Consider the following 25634-nt stretch of genomic DNA (forward strand, 5'->3'; position numbering starts at 1 on the left):
GTCTGCACAGACTTCGGTGGAGATTTGGCGTACAAATGCCGGAAGATAGATGCGTTCCATAGGTGAAGCCCCCTTCGCCGGACTACTTCGGCGTTCCAAGTAGATCAAAGATTGATGCCCCGTCCTTGGGCTTCCCGATGAATGACTCCCAGTCCAACATCAGAGCACGTCGTTTCTCAAGCGCGTCGCCTCGGCGGTAAGCAGCTTCGACCTTGTTCTCAAGCACATGCGCAAGAGCTTGCTCGGCCACTTCTCGCGGATGGTTTGTGCGCTCGCCAGCCCAGTCTCTGAACGTGGATCGGAAACCATGGGGAACAGCGTTCGCTTTCATTCGCCTTAGCACTTGGATCAAAGCCATGTCAGATAGCTGAGCACCGCTTGGGCCGGGAAAAATGTATTCGCTGTTCTCAATCCTGGGTATGCGTCCAATCAGCCTGAGCACTTCGTCAGTCAGTGGGACGCGGTGTTCCTTGCCTGCCTTCATACGCTCGGCAGGTATGGTCCAGACTTTGGCTGACTTGTCGATCTCGGCCCAGCTTGCACCCCGGACCTCACCGCTGCGCGCTGCAGTCAAAATTGTGAACTCAAGAGCGCGTGCTGCTGTGCCTTCGCGCTCTCGAAGGGCACGCATGAACTCGGGCATGGCGTCGATCGGTAGTGCTCGAAAGTGTTCTACCTTTTGAATCTTGCCTGGTGCTGCCAAAAGCTTGTCGAGATGCCCTTTCCACCTTGCTGGGTTGTCGCCCGTCCGGTACTTGCGGACCGTGGCCCAGTCCAGGACCGCCTCTAGTCGGCCTCGTAGTCGGCTTGCTGTTTCAGTCTTGGACTTCCAGATCGGTTCTAAGATCTTCAGCACATGCTCTTGACCGATATCTTGGATCAGCAAATCGCCAATGACTGGATGAGCGTAATTGTTCAGGGTTCCGTTCCATTGGGCGAGGTGTTTGGCGCTTTTCCATGCCTCGCCGTGGGCGCTGACGTAGTTCTCGGCTGCGGTCTTGAAGGTAATGGCCGTAGCCTGCCGGGCCCGCAAATGGCTGGCTGCTTCCTTCCTTCTTTCGATGGGGTCGATACCTTGAGCGATCTCATCACGAGCTCTTCTCGCGCGCTCCTTGGCTTGTGCCAGTGGAACATCTGGGAATCCGCCTAAGCCGATGTGCCGCCGCTTGGTTCCAACCATCGCTCGCAACACCCAGGATCTGGATCCGGATTCAACGACATAAAGATAAAGGCCTGCGACTCCGCCCACCGCATGGTGGCCTGGCTGCGTCAGGCGACCCACAGAAAGCGGTGAAAGCTCTTTGGCTTTGCGTGGCATGGTGAAAGTGACCTCGATTTATCTACCAATGTTTCTACCATAAATTTTGCGATTGAGCGCTAGTTTCTAGGATGCTGTGAGACTCTCGAAGGTGTCTCTCTCCTATGAAAACAGCGATTTTTGGACGAATTGGGATGCTGCGAAATTGAGCCGCATCCGCCCCCCTCTCCTCCAAGTGACTTCACTTGGAAAACAAAGAAAAGGGCCAGTCCATGTGACTGGCCTTTTTTCGTTTCTGACGGGTTGTTTGCCTTCATGCGGGAGCATGTGCGCAGGTGCGAGATGACAAAAACGTAATCTGCTGCTTGGCCTGGGCCCTGCAAAATCGGGCCATGAAGATTCTGGTGATCGAGGATGAGCGCAAACTGGCCGCCTATTTGCGGCGGGGTTTGAGTGAAGAGGGCTTTGGCGTTGAGCTGGCGTATGACGGGATCGACGGCTTGCATCAGGCGAGCGAAGGTAGCTTCGATCTGATCTTGCTGGACAGCATGCTGCCTGGCATTGACGGCCTGGCGGTGCTGGCCGCGCTGCGCAAGACGAGCCGGACGGCGCAGACGCCGGTGCTGATGCTGACGGCGCGTGCCCAGGTGGAGGACCGGGTGCTGGGCTTGCAGAGCGGGGCGGACGACTATCTGGTCAAGCCCTTTGCCTTCTCGGAATTGCTGGCGCGCATCCAGGTCTTGCTGCGACGCAGCTCGGCGGCCGCCGGTGCTTTGGAGCCCACGGTCTACCGCCTGGCCGATCTGGAGCTGGACCTGATTCGCCGCAAGGCCAGGCGAGCCGATCAGCGCCTGGATCTGACAGCCAAGGAGTTCAATCTGCTGAGTCTCTTGCTGCGTCGGCAGGGTGAGGTCTTGTCGCGCACCGAGTTGGCCGAACAGGTCTGGGACATGAATTTCGACAGCGAGACCAATGTGGTGGAGGTGGCCATACGGCGCCTGCGCAGCAAATTGGATCAACCCTTTGCGCTGCCCTTGCTGCATACCGTGCGTGGCATGGGTTATGTGTTGGAGTTTCGCGAGGCCAAGTCATGAGCCTAGTGAGCTCAACAAGCCCAACAAGCCAAGCGGGCCCAGGGGAGTCGCTCAGTCTCGGGCAGCGCCTGTCCTGGTGGTTGGCCTGGCAGGCCTTGCTAGGCCTCAGCCTAGTGTGTGCCAGCGTCTACATCGTCACGGCCCTGACCCTGGCCCAGCGCCAGGAAGAAGTGCTGGATCAAAAGCAGGTCGTTTTGCAGCATCTCTTGGCCGAAGGTCGTGCAAGCCATGCGAACGAGGGTGTTCAACACCAGTTGGAAGACTTCCATGCCGGGCATAGCGATCTGCAGCTGCGGGTCCTCGCGCCGGACGGCCGCCTGCTCTACGCCAGCGCGAACGCCGCCTCGGCCGCGCCGCGTCTGAAGTCGCGCGTGTTTGAGATCAACTCGCCGGAGCTGGGTCCGCCCGATGATGCGAGCTGGGCCCGGGCCGAGCTGAGCCTGGATGTGGGGGCCGACGATGTGCTCTTGAGTCGCCTGGCCAAGACTTTGGCGGCCGCGGCCCTGGCCGGAACCTTCTTGATCGCCTTGGGTGGCTTTCGCCTGGTTCGGCTGGGCCTGCGTCCGCTGCACTTGCTGGTGGACCAGACCCGGGCCTTGGACGCTCGCCAAATGGATGCCCGTCTGGATGGCTCGGCCCAGCCGGCCGAGTTGCAGCCCTTGATCGCCCAGTTCAATGCATTGCTCGATCGCCTGGCGGGCAGTTATCGGCAGATGGAGGGCTTTAACGCCGATGTGGCGCATGAGCTCAACACGCCGCTGGCCACGCTGATCAGCAGCTGTGAGCTGGCTCTGCGCCGCAGCCGCGATGCGGACGAACTGCGCGAGCTATTGGCCAGCAATTTGGAAGAGCTGCAGCGCATGGCCGGCATGGTGGGCGATATGTTGTTCCTCGCCCATGCCGATCGCGGCCACGGCGCTCGACGGCAAGCCCTGCCCAGCCTGGCTCAGGTGGCGCGAGAGGTGATTGAGTTCCACGAGGCCGCGCTGGAAGAAGCCAACCTGGCCGCCGAAGTCCTGGGTGATGCAAGCGGCGTGGTGGATGGCCGCTTGCTGCGCCGTGCGCTTTCCAATCTATTGAGCAATGCCCGCCGCTTTGCTCGCCCAGGCACTCGCTTGCAAGTGCGCATTCAGGCCGAGGCGCAAGGCATGCTCAGGCTGAGTGTGATCAATCAAGGCGAGGTCCTGGACCCGGTCGACTTGCCGCGCTGGTTTGATCGCTTTTACCGGGCCGATAGCGCCAGGGGGCAAGATCAGCGCAATCACGGCCTGGGTCTGTCCATCGTGGCCGCGATTGCGCGTCTGCATGGCGGTGAAGGCTTTGCCCACACGGCCCAGGGGCGGACCGAGGTAGGCTTCAGTCTGAGAGCGGTCTCGTAGCGAGCGTCTTAGCTGCGCTCGGACTCATTGCGGTCGACGTAGACCAGCAGCGGCTTCTTGATGAAGCCCGCGGGCGCGATCTTTTGCAGGTCCACGATGCGATGGCTGACCACGTCGAACTTCCAGGTAAAGCTTTGCGCGCCTTGCCGGAAGGTGAGGGTGTCGCCGCATTTGACATTCAGCGCGTCCAGCTGATCGACATTGACCTCCTTTACCGCGCTGCTGGCCGTGGCCGGCACACCGTAGATGGACTTGCCATTCATCAGTCGTTCGCCATTCGCACCTGTGGCGGCCTGGCTGGCGCCGGCCATGCTGAGGGCAGACAGAGCCAAGGCGAGGGCGAAGGTGGAGGCATTGAGGGACGGGGTTTTGCGCTTCATGATGGGACTCTCCTGAGGACGTTTCGCTCGGCCGGGACATCCGGCCCTTGCTGCTTTGCGTCTGGCCTCCAATGTAGAAACGCGACCCCGACTGCAAGCCGTCTGGCGGATGACAAATGCGTCATGCAAGCCGCTGGGTTGGTGTTTTTGTAACGCTTGAATATGAAGTTATGTTTTTGCTGTACGCAGGGTTTGGCTGGGCTTGCGACCATCGTCCTGCTTGGTGCCAGCCTCGATATGCATTACCATCTGCCCCGTTGGTGCTCGCGTCGCCCGCTCAAGGCGCGCAGTTAAACGGGAATTGGCAGGGAGGGTCTCCGCAGGGAGTGCGCCCACCCAAAGTCAAGCTGCCCCCGCAACGGTAAGTGAAAGAAGTCTCGCCCATGCAGTCGCAAATGCAATAGCAGATGCGCTTGTGCATGGCCAGCCTTCAAGCAAGTCGAAATCCCACTGGATGTTTTTTCCGGGAAGGGCACTTGCTGATTTTCACGAGCCCGGATACCGGCCAACAGGCGAGTTCGTGCGAGAAGCGCGGGCTCATTCGGTGCATGACCTGCGGGGAAGCGGGTCGGCGCATTTGGTCAGGCTCCACCATGTCCTCATTCATCCAGAACTAGCCCCTGGCTTGTCAGTTTTGCTGACCAGCGGCGCTGCTGCGCGCTTGAATCCCTGGTTTACCTTTTTGGATCCGACTTCCCGGGTCTGGCTGCTGCATGGGCGATCGCCTTGCTGAGCCCAGGCTCATGGCCCACTGCCGCCCTTTGTTGATGGGGCGGCGCAAGGAGTTTTCTCTCATGCATATCGAACCCGGCTTGATCGCCCCCGCCAAACTCTTGTTCGCGGCCGCGGCCGCCACCGCTGTGTTGGCCTGCTATGTGCCGCGCCTGCTCAAGCAGCCGGCGCTGGCCTTGCGCACCTTGCTGGCGGCACTGTTCTTCTCGGTCTTCATGCAGATCTTCCATATGAAGGCCGGGCCTTCGGAGTTGCATTTCCTGGGGGCCATCCCGCTCTATCTGAGCTTTGGATTTGTGCCCACGCTCTTGGGCCTGGCCCTGGGCCTGCTCTTGCAAGGCCTGGTGTTTGAACCGCAGGATCTGGTGCATCTGGCGGTCAACTCGCTGTCTTTGATGCTGCCCCTGATGCTGATGCATTACGGTCCGGCCCGCCGCCTGCTGGGCGACAAGGACAAGCCCGTCGGTGTGGCCACCCTGGTCAAGCTGGACACGGTTTTTTACAGCGGCGTTGTGGCCATGGTGGGCTTCTGGCTGGCCCTGGGTCAGACCCAAACCGCCCTTGCCGACTGGGCCAGTTTTGCCGCCGCCTATCTGCCTTGGTTGATTGTTGAGCCCTTGTTCACGCTGGCGATTCTGTGGCTGCTGCGCCCGGCCGGTGCCCTGCGCCGCTATGCCCTGGCACGCCTGTGCTTCGACTTCAGCCTGACTTCCCGAGCAGCCCAGGCGTGAGCGAGCAGGAGGCAAGACCTGGCACCGTCTGGTTTGTCGGTGCCGGCCCGGGTGACCCGGATCTGATCACGGTCAAGGGTCGTGAGTTGATAGCGCGTGCTGGCGCCATTCTGTTTGCCGGCTCCCTGGTCGATGAGGCGGCCACGCGTTGGGCGCCGCCCGGCTGCGAGATCGCCGATTCCAAGGGCATGACGCTGGAGCAGATGTCGGCCTGGCTGATCGAGCGCGCCGCCAGGCATGAGACCGTGCTGCGCCTGCAGACCGGCGACCCGGCCCTGTACGGTGCGCTGATGGAATTGGTCCAGCCCCTGGACGCGGCCGGCGTGCCCCTGCGGGTGGTGCCCGGCGTGTCCTCGGCCATGGCCTCGGCGGCGGCGGCGGTGGAAACCTTCACCCTGCCGGAGCTGACCCAGAGCGTGATCTTCACCCGCGTCGAGGGCCGCACGCCCATGCCGCCGGGTGAGGACCTGGCGGCCCTGGCCGCGCACCGCTGCACCCTGTGCATCTTTTTGTCCATCACCTTGCTGGGCAAGGTCACGAGTGAGTTACGCGCCGCTGGTTGGGCCGAGGACGCGCCCATCTTGGTGGTGCACAAAGCGTCCTGGCCGGGTGAGCAACAGATCGTCCGCGCGACCCTGGCCGATGTGAAGCAGCGCTGCCGCGAGGCCGGCATCGTTAGCCAATCCATGATCATCGCCAGCCCCACCCTGGGCTCGCGCCACTGGCCTGAGCTGGCCAAGTCCAAGCTCTATGACGCCACGTTCACCCATAAATTCCGCCGCGCCTCGGCGCCTGCACAAACTGCTCAAGAAGAACAAGCATGACGACAACACATCTGCACGATTTTGAGACCGTGCTGCTGGTGGGCCATGGCTCCCGCGAGGCCGGGGCTAACGATGAAATCGAGCGCTTTGCGCAAGTCTGGCGCGCGCGTCAGCCGGAATGGCGCATCGAGGTTTGCTTTATCGAGTTCGCCCCGGTGATGCTGCACGCCGGCCTGCGCCGCGCGGCCCAGGGCGCCCAGCGGGTGCTGGTGTTGCCGCTGATCCTGAATGCGGCCGGCCACGTCAAGATGGACATTCCGCAAGCGATTGACTCGGCCCGCCTGGACTGCCCCGGCACCCAGTTCCTGTACGCCCCGCACCTGAGCGCCTGCGACCCCATCCTGGCCCTGCTCAAGCGCCGCCTGCGCCAGGCCATGCTGAGCCTCGATATGCCCGACCCACACAGCACCGGCGTCGTGCTCCTGGGCCGTGGCGCCTCGGACCGCCAGGCCAATGGCGATGTAGCCAAGATGGCGCGCTGGCTGCAGGAAGAGGGGGACCATGAGCTGGTGGACATCGCCTTCACCGGCATCACCTTCCCGCGCCTGGAGCGGGTGGTGCAGCGTCAATCGATGCAGATGATGAGCCAGGTGGTGGTGCTGCCTTACTACCTCTTCAGCGGCACCTTGATCAGCCGCATTCAGCGCCAGGTCGAGCATCTGCGCCGGCAATACCCGCAGATCCGTTTCGCCCTGGCTGACTATTTTGGTGCCGAGAAAGAGATTTTCGAGCTGCTGGAACAGCGCGCCCAGGACCTGCGCGACGCGGCACCGGCCGCCCTGATGCCTTGCGACGGCTGCAAGTACCGCGAGATTGCCATCACCCTGGGTCACGGCGGCCACCACCATGGGCCGGAGGCGCACACGCATGATCACGATCACCCACACGATCACCCACACGATCATGCCCATGAGCACTCGCACGATCACGCGCACGATCACGCGCACACGCATGCCCACGATCACGACCATGGCCATGCCCACCCGCATGCGCATGCCCCCGCATGAGCGCCGCCCTGCCCAATCTCAACACCGTCACCGAACAGCTGACCGCTGCGGGCCGCGCCATCGAGCATGACTCTTTCGCGGTGATCGACCGCGAGGTCGGCCCGCATGTGTACGACGCCCAGCAATGGCCGGTGGTGCGCCGCATGATCCACGCCAATGCGGACTTTGACTTCAACGGATTGACGGATTTTCATCCGCAGGCGGTGGCGGCGGGCGTGGCCGCCATTCGCAGCCGGGCCAGCCGCGTGGTGGCCGATGTGGAGATGATTTGCGTGGGCCTCTCGCGCCCGCGTTTGAGCCATTTCGGCATCGTCGGCTATCAGTTCATCAGCGATGCGGATGTGATCGAGCGCGCCAGCGCCGAGGGCACGACCCGCGCCGTGCAAGCCATGCGCAAAGCCCATGCCCATGGCTTGTTGAACGAGGCCATCGTGGGCATTGGCAATGCGCCCACCGCCTTGATTGAGTTGGTGCGGCTGATCCGCGAAGAGGGCGCCAAGCCCGCCCTGGTGGTGGGCATGCCGGTGGGCTTTGTCTCGGCGGCCGAGAGCAAGGATTTGATGGCCGAGCTGAGCGAGGTGCCCTGGATCGTCATCCGCGGCCGCAAGGGCGGCTCCACCCTGGTGGTGGCGGCCATCCACGCCTTGCTGGGCCTGGCCGAGGCGGAGGAACTGGCGGAGAAGGGCTTGCACCGGCCATGATGGAAAAAACCGTCAAGCGCGGCACACGCACCGGCTTCACCACCGGCGCTTGCTCGGCCGCGGCCGCGCGCGCCGCCGTGCTGGGCCTGCTGAACGGTGGCGTGCCCGAGACGGTGGAATGCTTGCTGCCCAATGGCCAGCGGGTCAGCTTTGCCGTCAATGACGGGGTGTGCGATGGCTCGCAAGCCCACGCCATGGTGATCAAGGACGCGGGCGACGACCCGGACTGCACCGACAAAGCCCATCTGACCGCCGATGTGCGGGTGCGACCCGAGCTGCAGGGGCAGGTCTTGCTACTGGGCGGCTTCGGTGTGGGCACGGTCACCATGCCCGGCCTGGGCCTGGCCGTGGGCGGGCCGGCCATCAACCCGGTGCCGCGTCAGAACATCGAGGACAACGTGCGCGAGGCGGGCGTGGCCCTGCTAGACGAGGTGGGGCTGGAGGTGACGATCTCGGTGCCGCAAGGCCTGGAGATGGCCAAGAAGACGCTGAACGCGCGCTTAGGCATCTTGGGCGGCATCTCCATCCTGGGCACCACCGGCATCGTCAAGCCTTACTCCACCGCCGCCTACCGGGCCAGTGTGGTGCAGGGCGTGCAGGTGGCCGGCACCACGGGTGCGGGCATGGTGGCCCTCACCACCGGTGGCCGCACCGAGAAGTTTGTGATGGAAGAAATGCCTCAGCTGCCGCAAGCCTGTTTTGTGCAGATGGGCGACTTCCTGCGCTATGCCTTGGATGCCGCGGTCAAGGCCAAGCTGGGCCATGTGGTCATCGGCGGCATGGTGGGCAAGCTGACCAAGATTGCGCAGGGCGAGACCATCACCCATGCCGGCCGGGCCGAGGTGGATACCGGCTTGCTGGCTGAGCTGTGCGCCGGCATCGGCGTGCCCGCCGATGTTTGCGAGGACATCCGCAATGCCGAGACCGCGCGTTATGCCAGCGAGCGGGTCGAGGCCCTGGGTCTGGTGCTGGAGTTTCACCAGGCCCTGGCTGAGAAGGTGGTGCAAACCGTGCTGGGCCGCTACCCCGGCCGCTTCCGCCTGACCGTGCTGGTTTGTGATTTCGATGGCCGCAAGCTGGCCGAGGCGCAGGGCTGAAAGAGTACAAGAAAAACCATGGATTCAATACAAGAAGATGTGATCGTCGGGGAGGACCTGACGTATGAAGGCCAGCGCTTCACCCGCGGGCCACGCTGCCGCGTCATCGGTGTGCTGGACGACGGTGCGGCCAGCCTCAGCAGTCTGGCCTTGGCTCATCTGCGAGAGGCCGAATGCGTCATCGGTGCGAGCCGCACCTTGGCTCTGCTGGAAGCTCAAATTGCGCCCACCGCCCAGCGTCTGGACCTGGGCGAAGGCCTGAGCCAGGTGCCCGAGTGGGTGAGGCAGGCACAGGCGCAGGGCCGGCGCTGCGTGGTCCTGGCCACGGGCGACCCGCTCTTCTTCGGCATCGCCAGCTATCTGGCGGCGCGGCTGTGTGTGGATGCGTTGGAGGTGCTGCCTAACTTGAGCACCGTGCAGATCGCTTGTGCCCGCCTGGGCCTGCCTTGGCAGTCCATCAAGCTGTGCTCCATCCATGCCCGTGATGCGGGCGAATGGCGGGTCGGGGCCGAGGCCTCGCATGGCCTCTACGAGCTGATGCAGACCCTGCGCTCGCATGAACGGGTCGCCGTGCTGACCAGCCCGGACAACAGCCCCGACCGCATCGCCCGCATGCTTTTGGCCGAGGGCCTGGGCGAGGAGTTTCAGCTCGCCGTGGCAGAGTCTCTGTGCCAGCCGGGTGAGCGGGTGCGCGCCGAGTTGAGCGCGGCCGAGGTCGCGCAGATGCGCTTTGCCGAGCTGAATATCGTGCTGCTGCTGCGCCTCAAGCCCCGGCCCCGGCCCGTGCTGCTGGGCTTGGCGGACAGCAACTATGAACAGCGCCAACCCGAGAAGGGCTTGATCACCAAGCAGGAGGTGCGGGCCGTCTCGCTGGCGCGCATGCAGCTGCGTGCCGACAGCATCGTCTGGGACATCGGCGCGGGCTCCGGTTCGGTGGGCCTGGAGGCCGCGCGCCTGTGCAGCGAAGGCCATGTCTACGCCATCGAGAAGAACGCAGAGGACTTCGCCATTGCCGGCCGCAATCACCGCGCCATGGCACTCTCCAACTACAGCTTGCAGCAGGGCAGGGCGCCGGAGGGCTTGGATGCCTGGGCGGACCCGGACGCCGTCTTCGTCGGCGGCTCGGGCGGCGAGTTGGCCCAGCTGATCGCACGCATCCTGGCCCGGCTCAAGCCCCAGGGCATGCTGGTGATGAACTTCGTCACGATAGAAAACTTGGGCACGGCGGTCGAGGCCTTGAACGCTTCTGGCGCTCAGTGGGACGTCCTGCAGCTGCAGGCCTCGCGCAGCAAACCCATCCTGCATATGCATCGCATGGCGGCCGAGAACCCGGTGTGGATTGTCTGCGCGCAGAGCGGGGCCAAGCCATGAGCGCGCAAACCGGACGTTTGATCGGCGTTTCGCTAGGCCCCGGCGATGCCGGCCTGATCACCCGCCGTGCCTGGGCTCAGCTGCAGCGCGCCGAGCCGCTGTGGACCTACCCCTTGCGCTCGCTCAAGACCGAGAGCTATGCCCTGGCCATCGCCCACCGTTCGGGCTTGCCCCTGCCGGCGGACGCCCAGGCCCTGGTCTTCCCCATGACGCATGACGCCGAGAAGCTGGCCCGCGCCTGGCTGCGCGCGGCGGCCCAGGTTTTGCCGGTGCTGCAAAGCGGGCGCGATGTGCTCTTCCTGGTCGAGGGCGATGCCTCCACCTATGCCACCTTCGGCCATCTGGAACGCACGCTGCGCGGGCTGGCGCCCGAGCTTCAGGTCGAAATCATTCCCGGCATCACCAGCTTCCATGCCTCCTGCGCGCGCCTGCAAATCCCCTTCTCGGAGCAGGACGACACGGTCGCCATCGTGCCCGCCGCTTACGGGGTGGAGATGGTGGAGCGCTTGTTCGACGACTTCGACACCCTGGTGCTGATGAAGGTCAAACCCTTGATTGACGAGCTGGTCGATCTGCTTGAGCGCCGCCAGCTGCTGGACAAGAGCTGCTTTGTCGAAAAAGCCGGCTCGCCCGAGGAGCGGGTGCTGCGCGGGGCCGAGCTGCTGAGCCTGCGTGGAGCCAAGGTCAATTACCTCTCCTTGCTGCTGGTCAAGAACGACCAAAGGCTTCGCGGCGAACGCGTCAAGGGCTGCAAAAAGAAAGCATCGATCACCGCATGAACACCTCTCATCACTCCCAGGCTGCGGCCCCCGTCCGCACCGTCCTCGTCGCCATCACCAAGCATGGGGCCGCTCAGGTGGCCAAGCTGGCGGCCCAGCTGCCGGAGGCCGAGCTTTGCGTCTCCGCCAAATTCGCCGCCCAGATGGCGGGTTTGGCAAATCCGCTGCAGGTCTATGCCGGTGCCTTCAAGGACGAGATTGGCGCGCTGTTTGAGCGCTTCGATCAAGTCGTCTTTTTCGTCTCTTTGGGCGCCGTCGTGCGCCTGATCGCCCCGCATCTGAAGAGCAAGGACGAGGACCCCGGCGTCGTGGTGGTGGACGACGCGGGAGAGTTCGTCATCCCCGTGCTGTCCGGCCATGTGGGCGGCGCCAATGCCATGGCCTTGGAGATCGCCGCGCTGCTGCAAGCCACGCCGGTGCTGACCACGGCCTCCGATGTGGGCAAGACCATTCCCGTCGACATCCTGGGCCGCGAACTGGGCTGGACGGTGGAAGCGCCCAAGATCAATATCACCCGGGTTTCGGCCCATGTGGTGAACGAAGAGCCGGTCGCCTTTGTGCAGGAGGCGGGCAGCCCGAACTGGTGGACCCGGCCCACGCCCCTGCCATCGAACATCCACTGCTTCAAGCAGTTGGTGGATGTGGACCTGGCCCGCTACAAGGCCGTGCTCTGGGTGACCAACGCCGAGGTCAGCCCTCAGCTTTGGCAGCGCCTGCAAGAGCGCCTCGTGGTCTACCGGCCGCCGCTGTTGTGAGGCTAGGGATTCGCTTGACCTTGGGCCTGGGCTGCGATCGCGGCACGCCGCCCGAGACCTTGGCGCAGGCGGTGGACCAGGCCCTGGCCCGCCTGGGCTGCCTGCCCTCCCAGGTCAGCGGCGCGGCCAGCATCGATCTGAAGGCCGATGAACAAGGCTTGCTGCGCCTGGCCGAGCAACGTGGTTGGCCGCTGCAGTTTTACAGCGCGGCCGCGCTGGCGGCGGTGGCTGTGCCCAACCCTTCGGAGACGGTGCGGCGCTACACCGGCACGCCCTCGGTCAGCGAGGCCGCGGCCTTGTTGCTGGGGCAGGGGGAACTGGGCGATTTGCTGCTGGAGAAGTTCAAACATCAAGGCGCCGACGGCCGCAATGCCACCGTCTCGGTGGCCAGGGATAGACGCGAGGAATGAAGCAATGACAGAACAAAAAGAACAAGCGCAGGCCGGCAAGATCATGCTGGTGGGCATAGGCCCGGGCAGCGTGGAGCATATGACCCAGCGCGCCCGGGATGCGATTGCCGAGGCCGATGTGGTGATCGGTTATGTCACCTATATCAAGCTGGTGGCCGATCTGCTGGAGGGCAAGGAGATCATCCGCAAAAGCATGACGGAGGAGTTGGACCGCGCCATCAGCGCGCTCGAAGCGGCCGAGGCCGGCAAAAAAGTGGCCTTGATCTCCAGCGGCGATGCGGGCGTTTACGGCATGGCCGGGCCGACCTTCGAGGTCTTGTTCCAGGCGGGCTGGACGCCCGAGCACGCCGTGCAAATCGAGATCATCCCCGGCGCCTCGGCCCTGAACAGCTGTGCCGCCCGGGTCGGTGCGCCGCTAACCCATGATTTCTGCGCCATCTCGCTGTCCGATCTGCTGACGCCCTGGCCGACGATTGCGCGCCGCCTGGACGCCGTGGCCTATGCCGACTTTGTGGTGGCGCTCTACAACCCCAAGAGCGGGCGCCGCACCCGCCAGATCGTCGAGGCCCAGCGCCTCTTCCTGCGCCACCGTCGGCCTGACACGCCGGTGGCCATCGTCAAGAGCGCCTACCGCCGGCGTGAGCGCATCGAGTTCACGACCCTGGACCGCATGGCCGAGGCCGATATCGGCATGCTGTCGACCGTGCTGATCGGCAATAGCAATACCTTTGTGCGCCACGGCCTGATGGTGACGCCGCGCGGCTATGCCAATAAATACGATTTGGAGGAGGGCGGCAGCACGCTGGCGGGCGAGAAGGCGGGCCGCTCCCTGAGCACCGGCTTGCTGGGTTGGCTGGAGAACATACAGGCTGAGCACGCGGCCGGCGCCACGCTGGAGGCCCTGGCCTTGCAGCACCAACTGCCGCTGGACTATATCCGTGCCACCCTGAGCGAGCCGCTTGAGGAGGCTCCCAAGATGATGGAAGAGGAGAGCACGAGCGAGTAAGAAAGACCAGGGATTGATCCACCAGCTGCCAGGTGCTTGCGTCCGCTTTTGAAGGCGATGCGAGTTAAACGGGAATGGGGTCAGGTCTTGCCACCGCTGCAAGACCGCATGCCCCGACTGCCCCCGCAACGGTAGGCGAGTGCGGTGTCCTCTGGGTGCGCGCAGCCCTTGCGCCAGCACCAGCCACTGAGCTTGTATGCAAGCTTGGGAAGGCGAGGCCACAAGACTCGCGAGTCCGGATACCGGCCTGCAGCCTACGCGCCAGCGCCCTTTGTGCGCTTGGCCTTTAAAACGACCGCCCACGGGGTGTTGGACGGAGCTTGGCCTGCGCCTATCGCTGCTCTTTTGCGCTGCGCAGCCCTGTTCTCGTGCCATGTAGGCGGTCATTGATTGAACTGCTTTGAACATGCGAAATTTATCGAAGGGCGCTGCCCGCCTGAACTTTTTGGCGGCGGCTTCATTGCTGGCCCTGCAAGCCCCGACCACAGCAAGCCCTGCGGCCGACCCCAAAGCCCTGGAGATGGTCGTCATCACCGGCAGCCGCACGCCCACCCGCTTGGCGGACAGCCCGCAGCGCATCGAGCTGATCAGCGCTGAGGACATCGAGCGCACCGTCAGCCGCGAGCTGAGCGATCTGCTGAAGAAGAACGCCAGCGTGGACGTCATTCAGTACCCCGGCAATCTGTCGGGCATAGGCATACGGGGTTTCCGGCCCGAGTTCTCGGGCATCAACAAGCGCAGCCTTTTGCTGGTGGACGGGCGGCCCGCCATGTCCACCAATTTAAGCCTGGTCAATATGGACATGGTGGAACGGGTCGAGGTGCTCAAAGGCCCGGCTTCCGCGCTCTACGGCTCGCAAGCCATGGGGGGGGTGGTGAACTTGATCACGCGCCAAAGCCGTGGGCCACTGGGCGGCATGGTGCAGGCTTCCCTGGGCACGGCAAAGGTGCGCGAGCTCAGAGCCCGTCTTGGGGGTCGTTTGAACGAGACCCTGGATTTCGACTACGCGGCTTCCGTCTATTCGCAAGCGGACTTCCGCATGGGCGACGGCCAGCTGCGCCCCAGCACCGCTTATGGCCAGCAAAGCCATGGCCTGCGGGCGGGGCTGAACTTGGGCCCCGATTGGCGTGTGAGCGCCAGCGGCGAGTTCTACCGCGGCCGTGACATCGCCACTCCCGGCGACCTGGCCTATGGCATGAACCAGCAGGGCAATAAAGACATGGACCGTCATGCCCTGGACTTGCGCCTGAATGGGCGTGTGGCCGCGCATCAGCTGGGGCTGACCCTGTTCAGCGGCAGCCAGTGGTATGAGACGCGCACCACCAGCTCCAGCAATCCGACGCAGCAGGCCTACCTGCCTTTCCGCAGCTTTGCCGAGGACCTGCAATGGCAGGGCGTGCAGCTGCAGGACAGCTGGGCCTGGGGGAACGGCCGGCAGTTGGTGATGGGCGTGGATTGGGAGCGTGCCCAGGCCGACAGCAAGAGCTATCTGCCCCAAGGTCCGGCCAAGGCCCCCTTCTCGGCCGACAACAGCCGCAGCGCCCTGGGTGTTTACGCACAGAACAGCTGGCAGCTCAATCAAGGCGACACGGTGTTGACGGCCGGCCTGCGCCACGACCGCATCGAGGTGCGCACCCTGGAGACCCCCTTGAAGACGGACTTCGAGCCCTCGGTCGCACAGTTCTCCAGCACCAATCCCAGTCTGGGCTTCAAGCAGCAGCTGGCCTCCGGTCTGCACTTGCACGGCACCCTGGGCCAGGGTTTTGTTTCACCCTCGGCCGCCGAGTTGACCGGCACCGCCACCACCCAGTACAGCAACCGGGTCGAGATCACTCAGGGCAATGCCGCCCTGCGGCCGGAGTCCAGCCGAAGCTGGGATCTGGGGCTGGCCTGGGCCTGGGCCGGCCTGAGCCTGGATGCGACCTACTTCGACACCCGGGTGAAAGACAAGATCAGCCGCGACGCCGGGCGCCGCCTGGACGCTCGCACCCAGGTATTCAGTTATGTGAACGCGGCGCAGGCCCGCATGCAGGGCTTGGAGCTGGAGGGGAGCTGGCGTGCTGCCGCCTGGCTGCGTCTGCACGCTGGCGGGACGCATTATTTGCAGGCTCGCCAGCAGCAAGGCGAAGCCTGGGAGCCCATCAACAATGTGCCGGCGCAGACCCTCAGGTTGGCCGCCGACCTGCGGCAAGGGGCTTGGAGCGGGCGCTTGGGCCTGCGCTATCTGGGCCGCAGCCATGACCAGGACTGGGTGCAGGGCAGCGGCCGGCAGGTGCGTTACGAGCCTTTTGCCGTGGCCGATGTGTCGGCCCGCTGGCAACTCAGCCCGGCGCAGGACTTGAACCTCGGCGTGGAAAACCTATTCGACCGTTTCTATGCCGAGAAGTTCGGCTTCCCGCAGCCCGGTCGTCAATTCAAACTGAGCTATCGCCATGAATTCTGAACGTCAAATTATTGAACAGCGCGGCTTGGGGCGCTTGGAGCTTTGGCCCTTGCCGACCGACGAGAACACCCTGTGGATGCTGTTGATGGATGTGTTCGAAGGCTATTGGCAAGACATACGCTTTGGCACCATGGTGCCCGGCGGGGTGTGGGAGATCCGCGCCCCCAATGCGCCGACCCGGGTCAGCCTGATGGACGGTTATGTCACCGTCGACTTCGGTGCCTGGCACTTCCACATTTGCGTGGGGCATTTCAGCGGCTGCGAGCCGACCTTGGCGGCCGAGCGCCGCACCGGCCGGGCCGAGCTCTATCGCCTGCTGGACCGCGAGGATGCCCCCAAGAGCTGGGGCCTGCGCCTCTACAACCAACTGGGTGACCAGCAGCTCACCGTATTCCTGCCCAACCCCTTTCTGGACCCAGGCGGTTGGCGCGCTCTGGCGCCCGATTGGGAGCGCTTGCGTGCCTGGGACACCCTGCGCCAGTCCTATCTGGGTTTAGCGCCCGATCCGGTGGATCGCAGCGGGCAGGGTTTTGTATGCGGGGGCTGAAGGATTGCCTGCAACTGGGCGGCATGGCGCTGCTTTGGCTGAGTGCCCAGGCCCATGCCCAGATTCAGACGCCGGTGCTGCCGCAGCGCATCGTCTCGCTGAATCTGTGCACCGACCAAATCCTGCTGCAGCTGGTGGCGCCGCAGCGCATTGCCGCGCTCAGCTGGCTCAGTGCCAGCCCTGAGAGCTCGGCCTTGCACGCACAGGCGCGGCCCTTGCGCCATGTGCGTGGCCATGCCGAGGAGGTGCTGGCCTTGCGGCCCGATTTGGTGCTGGTGGGCACGGCGACGACGCGCTTCACCGCCCGGCTGCTGCGCGAGTTCGGTGTGCCCGTGCTGGCCTTGCCGGGGGTGAAGAACTTTGCCGAGGTGCGCGAGCAAATCCGCCAGGTGGCCCATGCGGTGGGTGCGGTGGCCGAGGGCGAGGCCTTGCTGGCCCGCTTTGACGCCCGCCATGCGGTGATGCAAGCCCAGGCCGCCGCGAGGCCTGCCGCCGTGGCCATGCAATACCTGGCGGGCGGGCGCAGCGCCGGTGCGGGCACTTTGTATGACGACATCTTTGCCGCCGGTGGGCATGCCAATGGGGCCGCCCGTGCCGGTCTGCGCGGCTACGGCGCCATGCCCATCGAGAGGGTGTTGGTTGAGCAGCCCGATGTGCTGGTCACCAGCGACTATCGCCGTCATGTTGCCACCCAAGGCAATCGCCTGCTCAGCCACCCGGCGCTGGCTCATCTCAGCCTGCATGAGCTGGTGCTGCCTTCGCGTCTGAGCGTCTGCGGCGGGCCTTGGAATCTGGAGGCTGCAGCCCTGCTGGCGGCCAGGGGAGAGCGCTCGTGAGCCTATTCGCTTTGAAAGAGGGACGGCACTGGCTGCTCTATCTGTTGATGCCCATCTTGCTGCTGGCCTTGAGCGTGGTCTCGCTGGGTGTGGGCTATGTGGACATGTCGCCCCTGCGCCTCTTGCAAGGCACTTGGGAAGGTGAGTTGCTGGCCTCGCGCATCTTGCTGGAACTGCGTGTGCCGCGTACCGCGCTCTGCCTTTTGGTCGGTGCGGTGCTGGGCTTGGCGGGGGCGGCCTTGCAAGGTCTGCTGCGCAACCCTCTGGCCGAGCCCAGCTTGCTGGGTGTTTCCAGCGGCGCTGCGCTGGGGGCTGTGCTCGCGCTCTACAGTGGTTTTGCCGATGCCTTTGCCCTGGCCTTGCCCTTGGCTGGCCTGCTTGGCACGGCCCTGGCTTTGGGCATTGTGTTTGCACTGGCCGGGCGAGGCTCCAGCAGCAATACCTTGGTGCTGGCCGGGGTGGCGGTGTCGTCCTTGTTTGGGGCGCTGATCGCCTTGACGCTGAACTGGGCCAAGACGCCCACGGCGGTGAGTGAGATCGTGTTCTGGATGATGGGCTCGCTGGCCGATCGCAGCAATCACGAGCTGCTGCTGGCCACGCCCTTCATGCTGGTGGGCGCGCTGCTCTTGCTGCGCTGCCGTCGCGGCCTGGCCGCGCTGAGCTTGGGCGAGGAGACGGCCCACAGCCTGGGCGTCAACCTCGGGCGCTTGCGCACTCTCGTGCTGCTGGGTACCGCCTGCTGCGTGGGCGCGGCCGTGTCGGTCGCAGGCACGATTGGTTTCATTGGCCTGGTGGCGCCGCATCTGATGCGGCCTCTGGTGCGCGGCGACGCGGCGCGCCTGCTGCCCGCCTCAGCACTGGCAGGTGCGATCCTGCTCACCCTGGCCGACCTGGGCGTGCGCCTCATGCACACCCAGACCGCCGAGCTCAAACTGGGCGTGTTGACCTCGCTGGTCGGGGCGCCGTTCTTTTTGCTCTTGATATTGCGCCACAGGAGCCAGGACGTATGAAGCCATTGATGCAAGTGCGGGGCTTAAGTCTGAAGCTGGGCGAGCGAAGGCTGATCGATGGCCTGGACATGGACCTCAGCGGCGGCGAGCTGCTGGGCATCTTGGGCCCCAACGGTGCGGGCAAGACCAGCTTGCTGCGTTGCTTGATCGGCGCCCGCCAGGCCCAGCAAGGCCGGGTGGAATTGGGTGGGCGTGCCTTGTCTGAGTGGCGGCCGCAGGCGCGCGCCCAGCGCCTGGCCTATTTGGCCCAAGGCCACCAGGTGCATTGGCCGCTGCCGGTGCGGGAGGTGGTGGCGCTGGGCCGCTTGCCGCATGGCGACGCCCATCGCCCACGCGGCCAGGCGGCGGTGCAAGCGGCGCTGCAAGAGCTGGGTTTGCTGGGCATGGCCGAGGACTCGGCCCAGTGCTTGTCGGGCGGTGAGCGGGCACGGGTGATGTTGGCCCGTGCGCTGGCCACCGAGCCCGAGGTCTTGTTGGCCGACGAACCCCTGGCCGCCCTGGACCCCGCCCATCAGCTGCACATCATGGGCTTGCTGCGCGCTCAGGCGCAGGCCGGCCGGGCGGTCGCCCTGGTCTTGCACGACCTGGGCCTGGCGGCGCGCTTTTGCACCCGGGTGCTGGTCTTGCAAGGCGGGCGTGTGCAGGCCGATGGCCCGCCGGCCCAGGTGCTGGACGCGGCCTTGCTGGCGCGCAGCTACGGCGTGCAGGTGCTGGATCTGCAGCATGAGGGCGAGCGTTGCCTGCTGCCCTGGCGCCTCACGGCCTAGGGCAGCCTTCCGCCGCCTTCCGCCCATTTCTTTGTTTAGTTTTTTCCCTTGTTTTTTCTGATGCGATTTCAATTCAAACCCCTCAGCACGGCCGTGTTGACTCTTTGTGCCTTGGGCCACGGCAGCACCCATGCTGCGGAGCCTGCGCCTGAAGCCGTGCGACTGCAGCCCGTGCAGATTGACGGTAAGCAGAGCAAGGCCTCACGGCTCCAGGCTCGCCAAAGCACCGCCTCCCGCCTGGGTCTGAGCGGCCTGGAGCTGCCCGCCAGCAGCGATAGCGTTCTGATCGATCAACAAGCTTTGCGCGGTGTGACCGGCACGGCCGATCTGGTGCAGCGCACGGTGGGCATGAGTTTTCAGGGCTCACCCGGCTCGGGCTCGACCTTTCAAAGCCGGGGCTTCTCGGGCAATGACTCCATCGTCCAGGCCGAGGACGGGGTGCGCGTGCCCACCACCTCGGGCACCCAGTCGATGCCGCAGGATGGCTTTGGCTACGAGCGGGTGGAGGTCTTGCGCGGCCCGGCCTCGGTGCTGTTTGGCGATGGCGCGGTGGGCGGTGTGATCAATCTCTTGCGCAAGCAGCCGCGCGCTGAATTTGCGGCCAATGCCGAGGCGGGCTTGGGCAGCTTTGGCGCCTGGCGTGTGGGCCTGGGCCTGAACCAGCCCCTGAGCGCCCAGCTCGCCCTGCGCCTGGATCTGTTGGACAAGGGTGGCGAGGGTTTTGTGGCGCGCGGCGACTGGCGTCAGCGCAAGCTGATGAGCACCTTGCGCTGGCAGGTCAGCCCCGACTTCCATCTGGACCTGATTCTGGATCTGCACCGTGACCGCAACAGCGCCTACTTCGGCACACCGCTGCGCGAGGGGCGCATTGACGCCCGTTTGCGCGAGCAAAACTACAACGTGGAAGACGCCTTCTGGCGGGTGCAGCAAGACCGTGCCCGCTTGCGCGGCGCCTGGACCCTGGCGGCAGACTGGCGGCTGGAGGGCGAGGTCTACCGCTTCGAGATTGACCGCCAGTGGCGCAATCTGGAGGAGTACGAGCTGGCCAAAGATGGTCAGGCCGTCGACCGAGTGGGTTATCTGGGCATTGCCCACCGCCTGCGCCAGGCCGGGGGGCATCTGGAGCTGAAAGGCCGCAGTCAATTCATGAATCGTGAACTGGGCCTGGTCTTGGGCCTACAAGGCCAGGGCCTGAATTTCACCCACATCAATGATGGCTATGAGTACGACACGCCCAGCCGCGTCAGCTTGCTCGACCCTCAGCCCGGCCGCTATCTGCAGGCGGGGCCCTTGGTCCCGCGCCAGGCCTCGCAGACGCGCCAGTACTCGGCCTATGCCGAGGCCGCGCTCTCCTTGGCGAAGGACTGGACCCTGCATGCCGGCCTGCGGGCCGATCGCATGCAGGTGGCCCGTCAAGCCCTGCTGCCCAGCCGCCCCGATTGGAGCGCCAAGTACCAGCCCACGACCTGGCGTCTGGGGCTTTTGCACGCGATTGACGCGGGGCAGTCGGTCTATCTGAACACCGGCCTGGCCACCGACCCCATCTCCAATATCGCCACCATCTCCAAGGGCAATGCCGACTGGAAACTCAGCAGTGGCCGTCAGTGGGAGCTGGGCTATAAGCGCGCTGGCAAGCAGTGGGATGCGACGGCGGCCCTGTACCAGATCAAGAAGGAGGGCCTGCTCACCACGGTCAAGAACCCAGGCCAGGAGGCCTACACCGTGCAGGGCGGCAGCCTGCTCTCCAGCGGCGTGGAGCTGACGGCACAGCTGCGTCTGCCCGCCGGTTTTGCCCTGGACGGCAATATCAGCTGGAACCGCACGCGTTACGACAAGGTTGTGCAAAGCGGCCGCGATCTGAGTGGCAATCAAGCCCCTTACGCGGCCAAGCAGATGGCCAATCTGGGCCTGACGTGGGCCCACTCAGACTTGGACGCGGGTGTCTTGCTGCGCGGCGTGGGCCCGCGCTTCACCAGCATCAACAACAGCATGCGGCTGCCCGGTTACGCGCAGCTGGATGCGTATCTGAACCTGCAGCTGAACCCGCAAGTGAGCCTGGGTCTGGCAGGGCGCAACCTGGCCGACACGGTCTATGCCACCAGCAGCTACAGCAGCACGCAAGTGATGTTGGGCGAACCCCGCAACTGGCAGCTCACCGGCCGCCTGAACTTCTGAGGCGGCAGGGATGAAACGTTGGCTGCATCTGGCCCATCGCTGGCTGGGCATAGGCCTGGGCCTGCTGGTGCTGGCTTGGTTGTTCTCGGGCCTGGTGATGTTGTGGGTGCCGCGCCCGGCGCTGCAGGCGGCAGAAGCCTTGCGAGCCCTGCCACCGCTGCCTAGCCAAGGCTTGCTCGCGCCGGCCCAGGCCTTTGAGCGGGCGGTGCTGGGCGGGCCAGCCACCGGCGCGCGGCTGAGCATGCGTGGGGCAGAGCCGGTCTGGCTGTTCCAGACCGCCGGGCCGCGCTGGGAAACGGCCTCGGCGGTCTCGGCCCTGTCGGGGCAGCGCTTGCCGCCCTTGCAAGAAGCGCAGGTGCTGGACCTGGCGCAGACCCAGGCCGCCGCTTTGGGGCTTGCTGCTGCCAAGCCCGAGGCGGAGCTGATCCAGCGCGATCAATGGAGCATCTACAGCCGCTTCAATGCCGCGCGCCCGCTGTGGCGGGTGAGCTTGCAAGATGCGGCCGGCACCGAGCTGTACTACGCCCAGGCCAGCGGTGAATTGGTGCTGGACACAAACCGCTGGGAGCGCGGATGGAACTGGCTGGGCACGGTCACCCACTGGCTTTACTTCACGCCGCTGCGGGCCGACACCGGCCTGTGGCGCCAAGTGGTGTTGTGGAGCAGCGGCGTCGCCTTGCTGCTTTGTGGCCTGGGCCTGTGGCTGGGCCTGCAGCGCCTGCGCCTGCGGGGCTATGCCAGCGGCAGCGTCTCGCCCTACCGCGAGCGCTGGCAGCGCTGGCACCATTTGCTGGGCCTGGGCGCGGGCGGGGTGCTGGCGGCCTGGTTGTTCAGCGGCTGGTTGTCCATGGATCCCTGGGGCTGGCCCTCCAGCAATCCCAAGGATCAGGCGCAAGCGCCTTGGCAGGGTGAGAAGCAGGCCTTGCCAGCGGAGTTGCCCCGCCTGGATTTGCTGCCGGGCTTGAAGGAAGTGGAGTGGCTGCGGGTGCAGGGCCAGAGCTATTGGCGACTCAAGAGCGAGCAGCAAAGCCTGCTCCTGGACGCCAGGGCTCAGGTCCTGCCCCAGGGCCTGAGCGAGGCGCAGCTCTTGTCCGCCTTGCAAGCCATGCATCCGCAGCAGCAAATCAGTAGCCATGATTGGCTGAGCGGCCCCGATCTTTACTACTACGGCCTGCGTCACCAGACGCGCAGCTTCCCCGTGCTGCGGGCCTGCATCGCCGACGCCAGCGCTACCTGCTACTACCTGGACCCGCAAGCCGCCCGCATCGCTCAAAAGGTCGATCACTACGGCCGGGTGGACCGCTGGCTCTTCAACGCCTTGCATCGCTGGGACTGGCCGCCGCTGCAGGCCATGCCCTTGGCCAGAGATGCGCTGGTGCTGGCCTGGAGCTTGGCCGCGGCCGGCCTGTGCCTGGCCGGCTGCGTGCTGGGCTGGCGCCGACTACAAACCCAACGCAAAAAGAAAAGGAAGACATGCCATGAGTGCTGATGAGATCGTCAAACCCAAGATCGCCAGCTACAAACGCCATCTGCTGGTCTGCACCGGCCCGCGCTGCACCCAGGACGGCGAGGCCCAAGCCTTGTTCGACAGCCTGGGCGAGAAGTTCAAGGCCGCCGGACTGCACGAGGGTGAGCTGCGAGTCAAACGCAGCCGGGTCAGCTGCTTTGCCGCCTGCAAGGGCGGGCCGGTGATGTGCGTGCAACCCGATGGCACCTGGTACTTCAATGCCCGGGGCGAGAACCTGGACCGCATCATCACCGAGCATCTGCGCGACGGCCAGCCGGTGGCGGACTTGGTGTTCCACCAAGGGCCGGGTGCGCAAGCGCAGCCTTGAGCGGCCTGAGGGGAGGGGCGAGGACGGGAGTAAAGCGCTTGTTGGCGGATTTGGCCTATCCCCCTTTCGGGTGCCCCCATTTGATGTGAACCCCCCGCCGGGCTGCGGCCGGATAGTCCCGCCATGTGCCAGTCTGGTTTGGCGCGGGAGTGATGAATCATGCAGTTCGACGAAGTGGATGCCGGCGATTTCCGGATTTATGCGGGCGCCGTGGAGCGCAAGAACAGCTACGGCTATGTGGCGGCCGTGGTCGTGGTGCGGGTGCGCGGTGAGCCTCTGCGCCAGGAAGCCTTTAGAGACGAGAACCTGGCCGGCGGTTTTGCCTGGGCCTCGCCCGCCGAAGCCCTGCGCTTTGCCATCAACGCGGGGCGGGATGTGGTGATGTGCCGAATCGGCGCCCTGGCCTGAAGCCTGGGCCGCCAGGGGTCATCCAAGGGCTCCAAACCGTAGTTCGTCGCTTTTGCGCCGGTTCTGGGCTCAGACGGGGCCGCCCAGGGCTTAGGCTAGCGGCATGCCGAATTCCAAGCCGTTCTCTTCTCTCTCAGCTTCTTCCCAAAGTGAAGCCCTGCCCAGCCATGCGCAAGCCTGGGCCAATTTCGTCGCCTACCTGACCCTGGGCCGGGTCAGCTTGTCCCTGGGCCTGGGCAGCTTGGCCGCCATGGCCTTGGATGCCATCTTCATCACGCCCTTCCCGGTGCTCCTGGGTCGGACCTTGTTCGTCGGCTTGCTGGGCCTGATTGCGTTCTCTGCCGCCGGTCAGTGGCCGCGTCGCTTGCCCAAGTGGTTGAGCCGTTGGTTTTTGCAAGTGGTGGTGGTGGTGCTGGCCGTGCCGCTGGCGACCCTGGCCGTCTATCTGGTCTCGGTGGGCGGCGACCTGAGCTCCTTGCTGAACAGCCAGGGCAAGGTGATGGGCTTTATCTTTATATCCGGCGCCGGCCTGGTCGTTGGGCCCTTGCTGGCCATGGGCGCGCTGTACCGCCAGCGGGATGCCGAGGCGCGCAGCCAGGCCCTGCGCTTTGATCTGGAGCGCAGCGAGCTGGAGCGCCAGACCTTGGACACCCAGTTGCGGCTTTTGCAAGCCCAGGTGGAGCCGCATTTTCTGTTCAACACCCTAGCCAATGTGCGCGCCCTGGTGGAAACCGGCTCGCCCCAGGCAGCCCCGGTGCTGCGCAGCTTGATCGCCTATCTGCGTGCCGCCATGCCGCGCCTGCAGAACGAGGCCGCCAGCCTGGGCGACGAGCTGGCCTTGGTGCGGGCCTATCTGGAGCTGATGCATCTGCGCATGCCGGACCGCCTGCGCTTTGAGATTCAAGTCGCTGAGGACTTGCAAGGCCTGCGCTTCCCGCCCATGGCCTTGCTGACCCTGGTGGAGAACGCCATCCGCCACGGCATCGACCCCAGCGAGGAGGGCGGTGAGGTCTTGTTGGGCGCCGAACGCACAGGGGCCGAGGGGCCGGTGCGCATCTGGGTCAGCGATAGCGGCGTGGGCTTGACCCAGAGTGGCGGCTCGGGCACCGGCTTGCGCAATCTGCGTGAGCGCCTGCGGGTCTTTTTCGGCGCTTCGGCCCGCCTGGACCTGAGTGAAAATTCGCCCCATGGCCTGCGTGCCGAGATCCAGTTTCAGCCATGACTTCCACTAGCAAGGGCGCCGCCCGACCCGCCCACCCCACGGCCTTGATTGCCGACGACGAACCCCTGCTGCGCGACAGCCTGGCGCGTGCCCTCAAGGCCGCCTGGCCGGAATTGGACGTGGTGGCCCAGGCTCGCAACGGCCGCGAGGCGCTGGAGCTGTTCGAGCGCCTGCAGCCGCAGATCGTGTTTCTGGACGTGCATATGCCGGGCCTGAATGGCGTCGAGGCTGCGCGTCAGCTGGCGCGTCGGGCGCAGATTGTGTTCGTGACGGCTTTTGATCAATACGCGGTCCAAGCCTTTGAGCAAGGCGCCTTGGACTATCTGGTCAAGCCGCTGGACGAGGCCCGCCTGGCCGATACCGTGCAGCGCTTGCAAGAGCGTTTGGCCGTTAAGCCTGCCCCCGCCGGTCTGGCGGCGGCCGAGGCCTTGGAGGCCCGCATCGAGCTGTTGCTGCAGCAGCTGGCCCGCAGCGGCGAAGCGGCACCGTCAGCTGCGCCCGCGGGAACTGCAGCCGCCCCCTCCAAGCCTTTTTTGCAATGGATACGCGCCTCGGTTGGCGCCACGCTGAAGCTGATCCCGGTGGAGGACATCATCTATCTGCGCTCCGACGAGAAGTACACCCTGGTGGTCTGGAACGAGGGCGAGGCCTTGATCCGCACCCCCATCCGCGAGCTGATGGAGCAGCTAGACCCGCAGAAGTTTGTGCAGGTGCACCGCTCCGTGGTCGTCAATCTGCATGCCATCAGCCATGTCACCCGCGGCCCTAACGAGACGGCCGATGTGCATCTGCGCAGCCGCAGCGAGGTGCTGCCGGTGAGCCGCAGCTATTTGCACCTGTTCCGGCAGATGTAGCAGCGCGCGATTT

Annotated in this window: 25 protein-coding genes and 2 riboswitches; of the genes, 23 read left to right on the forward strand and 2 right to left on the reverse strand. The window is 65.1% G+C overall.

Annotated features, from left to right (window positions below; all coding sequences use genetic code 11):
• Window positions 1-82: 82 nt before the first annotated feature.
• Window positions 83-1318: a site-specific integrase gene (locus tag DBR47_RS22500; protein ID WP_124454351.1), complete on the reverse strand. Its 1236-nt coding sequence runs from the start codon at window positions 1316-1318 to the stop codon at window positions 83-85.
• Between the two features lie 332 nt (window positions 1319-1650).
• On the opposite strand from DBR47_RS22500, the gene DBR47_RS22505 reads away from it, so the two are divergent.
• Both DBR47_RS22505 and DBR47_RS22510 read left to right on the forward strand, forming a co-directional pair.
• Complete coding sequence (locus DBR47_RS22505) at window positions 1651-2352, forward strand: heavy metal response regulator transcription factor (RefSeq protein WP_124454353.1); 702 nt, start codon at window positions 1651-1653, stop codon at window positions 2350-2352.
• Entirely contained in the window at window positions 2349-3731 is a 1383-nt protein-coding gene (locus DBR47_RS22510) for a heavy metal sensor histidine kinase (protein ID WP_124454356.1), read from the forward strand. Before DBR47_RS22505 ends, DBR47_RS22510 begins: the two co-directional genes overlap by 4 nt.
• An 8-nt stretch (window positions 3732-3739) precedes the next feature.
• Here DBR47_RS22510 and DBR47_RS22515 read toward each other — a convergent pair whose 3' ends face one another.
• On the reverse strand, window positions 3740-4111 hold the full coding sequence (locus tag DBR47_RS22515) for a CzcE family metal-binding protein (RefSeq protein WP_148090436.1): 372 nt from the start codon (window positions 4109-4111) through the stop codon (window positions 3740-3742).
• Between the two features lie 241 nt (window positions 4112-4352).
• Window positions 4353-4636, forward strand: a riboswitch (cobalamin riboswitch).
• Between the two features lie 269 nt (window positions 4637-4905).
• On the opposite strand from DBR47_RS22515, the gene DBR47_RS22520 reads away from it, so the two are divergent.
• From DBR47_RS22520 to DBR47_RS22620, 21 genes are all read left to right on the forward strand, one after another.
• Window positions 4906-5574, forward strand: a complete 669-nt coding sequence (locus DBR47_RS22520; RefSeq protein ID WP_124454358.1) for an energy-coupling factor ABC transporter permease — start codon at window positions 4906-4908, stop codon at window positions 5572-5574.
• The gene (gene cobM, locus DBR47_RS22525; protein WP_124454359.1) at window positions 5571-6398 is read left to right on the forward strand and encodes a precorrin-4 C(11)-methyltransferase; all 828 of its coding nucleotides are present in this window, start codon (window positions 5571-5573) and stop codon (window positions 6396-6398) included. Before DBR47_RS22520 ends, cobM begins: the two co-directional genes overlap by 4 nt.
• Window positions 6395-7405: a sirohydrochlorin chelatase gene (locus DBR47_RS22530; protein WP_124454361.1), complete on the forward strand. Its 1011-nt coding sequence runs from the start codon at window positions 6395-6397 to the stop codon at window positions 7403-7405. Before cobM ends, DBR47_RS22530 begins: the two co-directional genes overlap by 4 nt.
• An 8-nt stretch (window positions 7406-7413) precedes the next feature.
• The gene (locus DBR47_RS22535; RefSeq protein WP_305037024.1) at window positions 7414-8106 is read left to right on the forward strand and encodes a precorrin-8X methylmutase; all 693 of its coding nucleotides are present in this window, start codon (window positions 7414-7416) and stop codon (window positions 8104-8106) included.
• On the forward strand, window positions 8103-9203 hold the full coding sequence (locus DBR47_RS22540; RefSeq protein WP_124454365.1) for a cobalt-precorrin-5B (C(1))-methyltransferase: 1101 nt from the start codon (window positions 8103-8105) through the stop codon (window positions 9201-9203). The genes DBR47_RS22535 and DBR47_RS22540 overlap by 4 nt, the downstream gene beginning before the upstream one ends.
• A gap of 18 nt (window positions 9204-9221) precedes the next feature.
• Window positions 9222-10574: a precorrin-6y C5,15-methyltransferase (decarboxylating) subunit CbiE gene (gene cbiE / locus DBR47_RS22545; RefSeq protein ID WP_124454367.1), complete on the forward strand. Its 1353-nt coding sequence runs from the start codon at window positions 9222-9224 to the stop codon at window positions 10572-10574.
• The gene (gene cobI / locus DBR47_RS22550) at window positions 10571-11353 is read left to right on the forward strand and encodes a precorrin-2 C(20)-methyltransferase (protein WP_124454369.1); all 783 of its coding nucleotides are present in this window, start codon (window positions 10571-10573) and stop codon (window positions 11351-11353) included. Before cbiE ends, cobI begins: the two co-directional genes overlap by 4 nt.
• Entirely contained in the window at window positions 11350-12108 is a 759-nt protein-coding gene (locus DBR47_RS22555; RefSeq protein ID WP_124454372.1) for a cobalamin biosynthesis central domain-containing protein, read from the forward strand. The genes cobI and DBR47_RS22555 overlap by 4 nt, the downstream gene beginning before the upstream one ends.
• Window positions 12105-12518, forward strand: coding sequence for a cobalamin biosynthesis protein (locus DBR47_RS22560; protein ID WP_231512458.1), 414 nt, complete (start codon window positions 12105-12107; stop codon window positions 12516-12518). Before DBR47_RS22555 ends, DBR47_RS22560 begins: the two co-directional genes overlap by 4 nt.
• A gap of 4 nt (window positions 12519-12522) precedes the next feature.
• A complete protein-coding gene (gene cobJ, locus DBR47_RS22565; protein ID WP_124454374.1) occupies window positions 12523-13524 on the forward strand; it encodes a precorrin-3B C(17)-methyltransferase in 1002 nt (333 codons plus the stop codon).
• 13 nt (window positions 13525-13537) lie between these two features.
• Window positions 13538-13790: riboswitch (cobalamin riboswitch) on the forward strand.
• Window positions 13791-13930: 140 nt separating this feature from the next.
• On the forward strand, window positions 13931-15967 hold the full coding sequence (locus tag DBR47_RS22570) for a TonB-dependent siderophore receptor (RefSeq protein WP_124454376.1): 2037 nt from the start codon (window positions 13931-13933) through the stop codon (window positions 15965-15967).
• Complete coding sequence (locus DBR47_RS22575; RefSeq protein WP_124454378.1) at window positions 15957-16514, forward strand: hypothetical protein; 558 nt, start codon at window positions 15957-15959, stop codon at window positions 16512-16514. The genes DBR47_RS22570 and DBR47_RS22575 overlap by 11 nt, the downstream gene beginning before the upstream one ends.
• A complete protein-coding gene (locus DBR47_RS22580) occupies window positions 16502-17350 on the forward strand; it encodes an ABC transporter substrate-binding protein (RefSeq protein ID WP_124454380.1) in 849 nt (282 codons plus the stop codon). Before DBR47_RS22575 ends, DBR47_RS22580 begins: the two co-directional genes overlap by 13 nt.
• Window positions 17347-18360, forward strand: a complete 1014-nt coding sequence (locus DBR47_RS22585; protein ID WP_231512459.1) for an iron ABC transporter permease — start codon at window positions 17347-17349, stop codon at window positions 18358-18360. Before DBR47_RS22580 ends, DBR47_RS22585 begins: the two co-directional genes overlap by 4 nt.
• Window positions 18357-19127, forward strand: coding sequence for an ABC transporter ATP-binding protein (locus DBR47_RS22590; protein ID WP_124454382.1), 771 nt, complete (start codon window positions 18357-18359; stop codon window positions 19125-19127). The genes DBR47_RS22585 and DBR47_RS22590 overlap by 4 nt, the downstream gene beginning before the upstream one ends.
• 60 nt (window positions 19128-19187) lie before the next feature.
• Window positions 19188-21302, forward strand: a complete 2115-nt coding sequence (locus DBR47_RS22595; protein WP_124454384.1) for a TonB-dependent siderophore receptor — start codon at window positions 19188-19190, stop codon at window positions 21300-21302.
• 10 nt (window positions 21303-21312) lie between these two features.
• Window positions 21313-22791, forward strand: coding sequence for a PepSY domain-containing protein (locus DBR47_RS22600; RefSeq protein WP_124454386.1), 1479 nt, complete (start codon window positions 21313-21315; stop codon window positions 22789-22791).
• On the forward strand, window positions 22781-23137 hold the full coding sequence (locus tag DBR47_RS22605) for a ferredoxin (protein WP_124454388.1): 357 nt from the start codon (window positions 22781-22783) through the stop codon (window positions 23135-23137). Before DBR47_RS22600 ends, DBR47_RS22605 begins: the two co-directional genes overlap by 11 nt.
• A gap of 159 nt (window positions 23138-23296) precedes the next feature.
• Window positions 23297-23545: a hypothetical protein gene (locus DBR47_RS22610; RefSeq protein WP_124454390.1), complete on the forward strand. Its 249-nt coding sequence runs from the start codon at window positions 23297-23299 to the stop codon at window positions 23543-23545.
• Window positions 23546-23648: 103 nt separating this feature from the next.
• Window positions 23649-24767 carry a sensor histidine kinase gene (locus tag DBR47_RS22615; RefSeq protein ID WP_197047235.1) on the forward strand — a complete coding sequence of 373 codons (1119 nt, stop codon included), beginning with the start codon at window positions 23649-23651 and terminating at the stop codon, window positions 24765-24767.
• Window positions 24764-25621, forward strand: a complete 858-nt coding sequence (locus tag DBR47_RS22620) for a LytTR family DNA-binding domain-containing protein (RefSeq protein ID WP_124454392.1) — start codon at window positions 24764-24766, stop codon at window positions 25619-25621. The genes DBR47_RS22615 and DBR47_RS22620 overlap by 4 nt, the downstream gene beginning before the upstream one ends.
• The last annotated feature ends 13 nt before the right edge of the window (window positions 25622-25634 follow it).

The organism is Paucibacter sp. KBW04 (assembly GCF_003852425.1).
GTDB lineage: Bacteria > Pseudomonadota > Gammaproteobacteria > Burkholderiales > Burkholderiaceae_C > Paucibacter_A.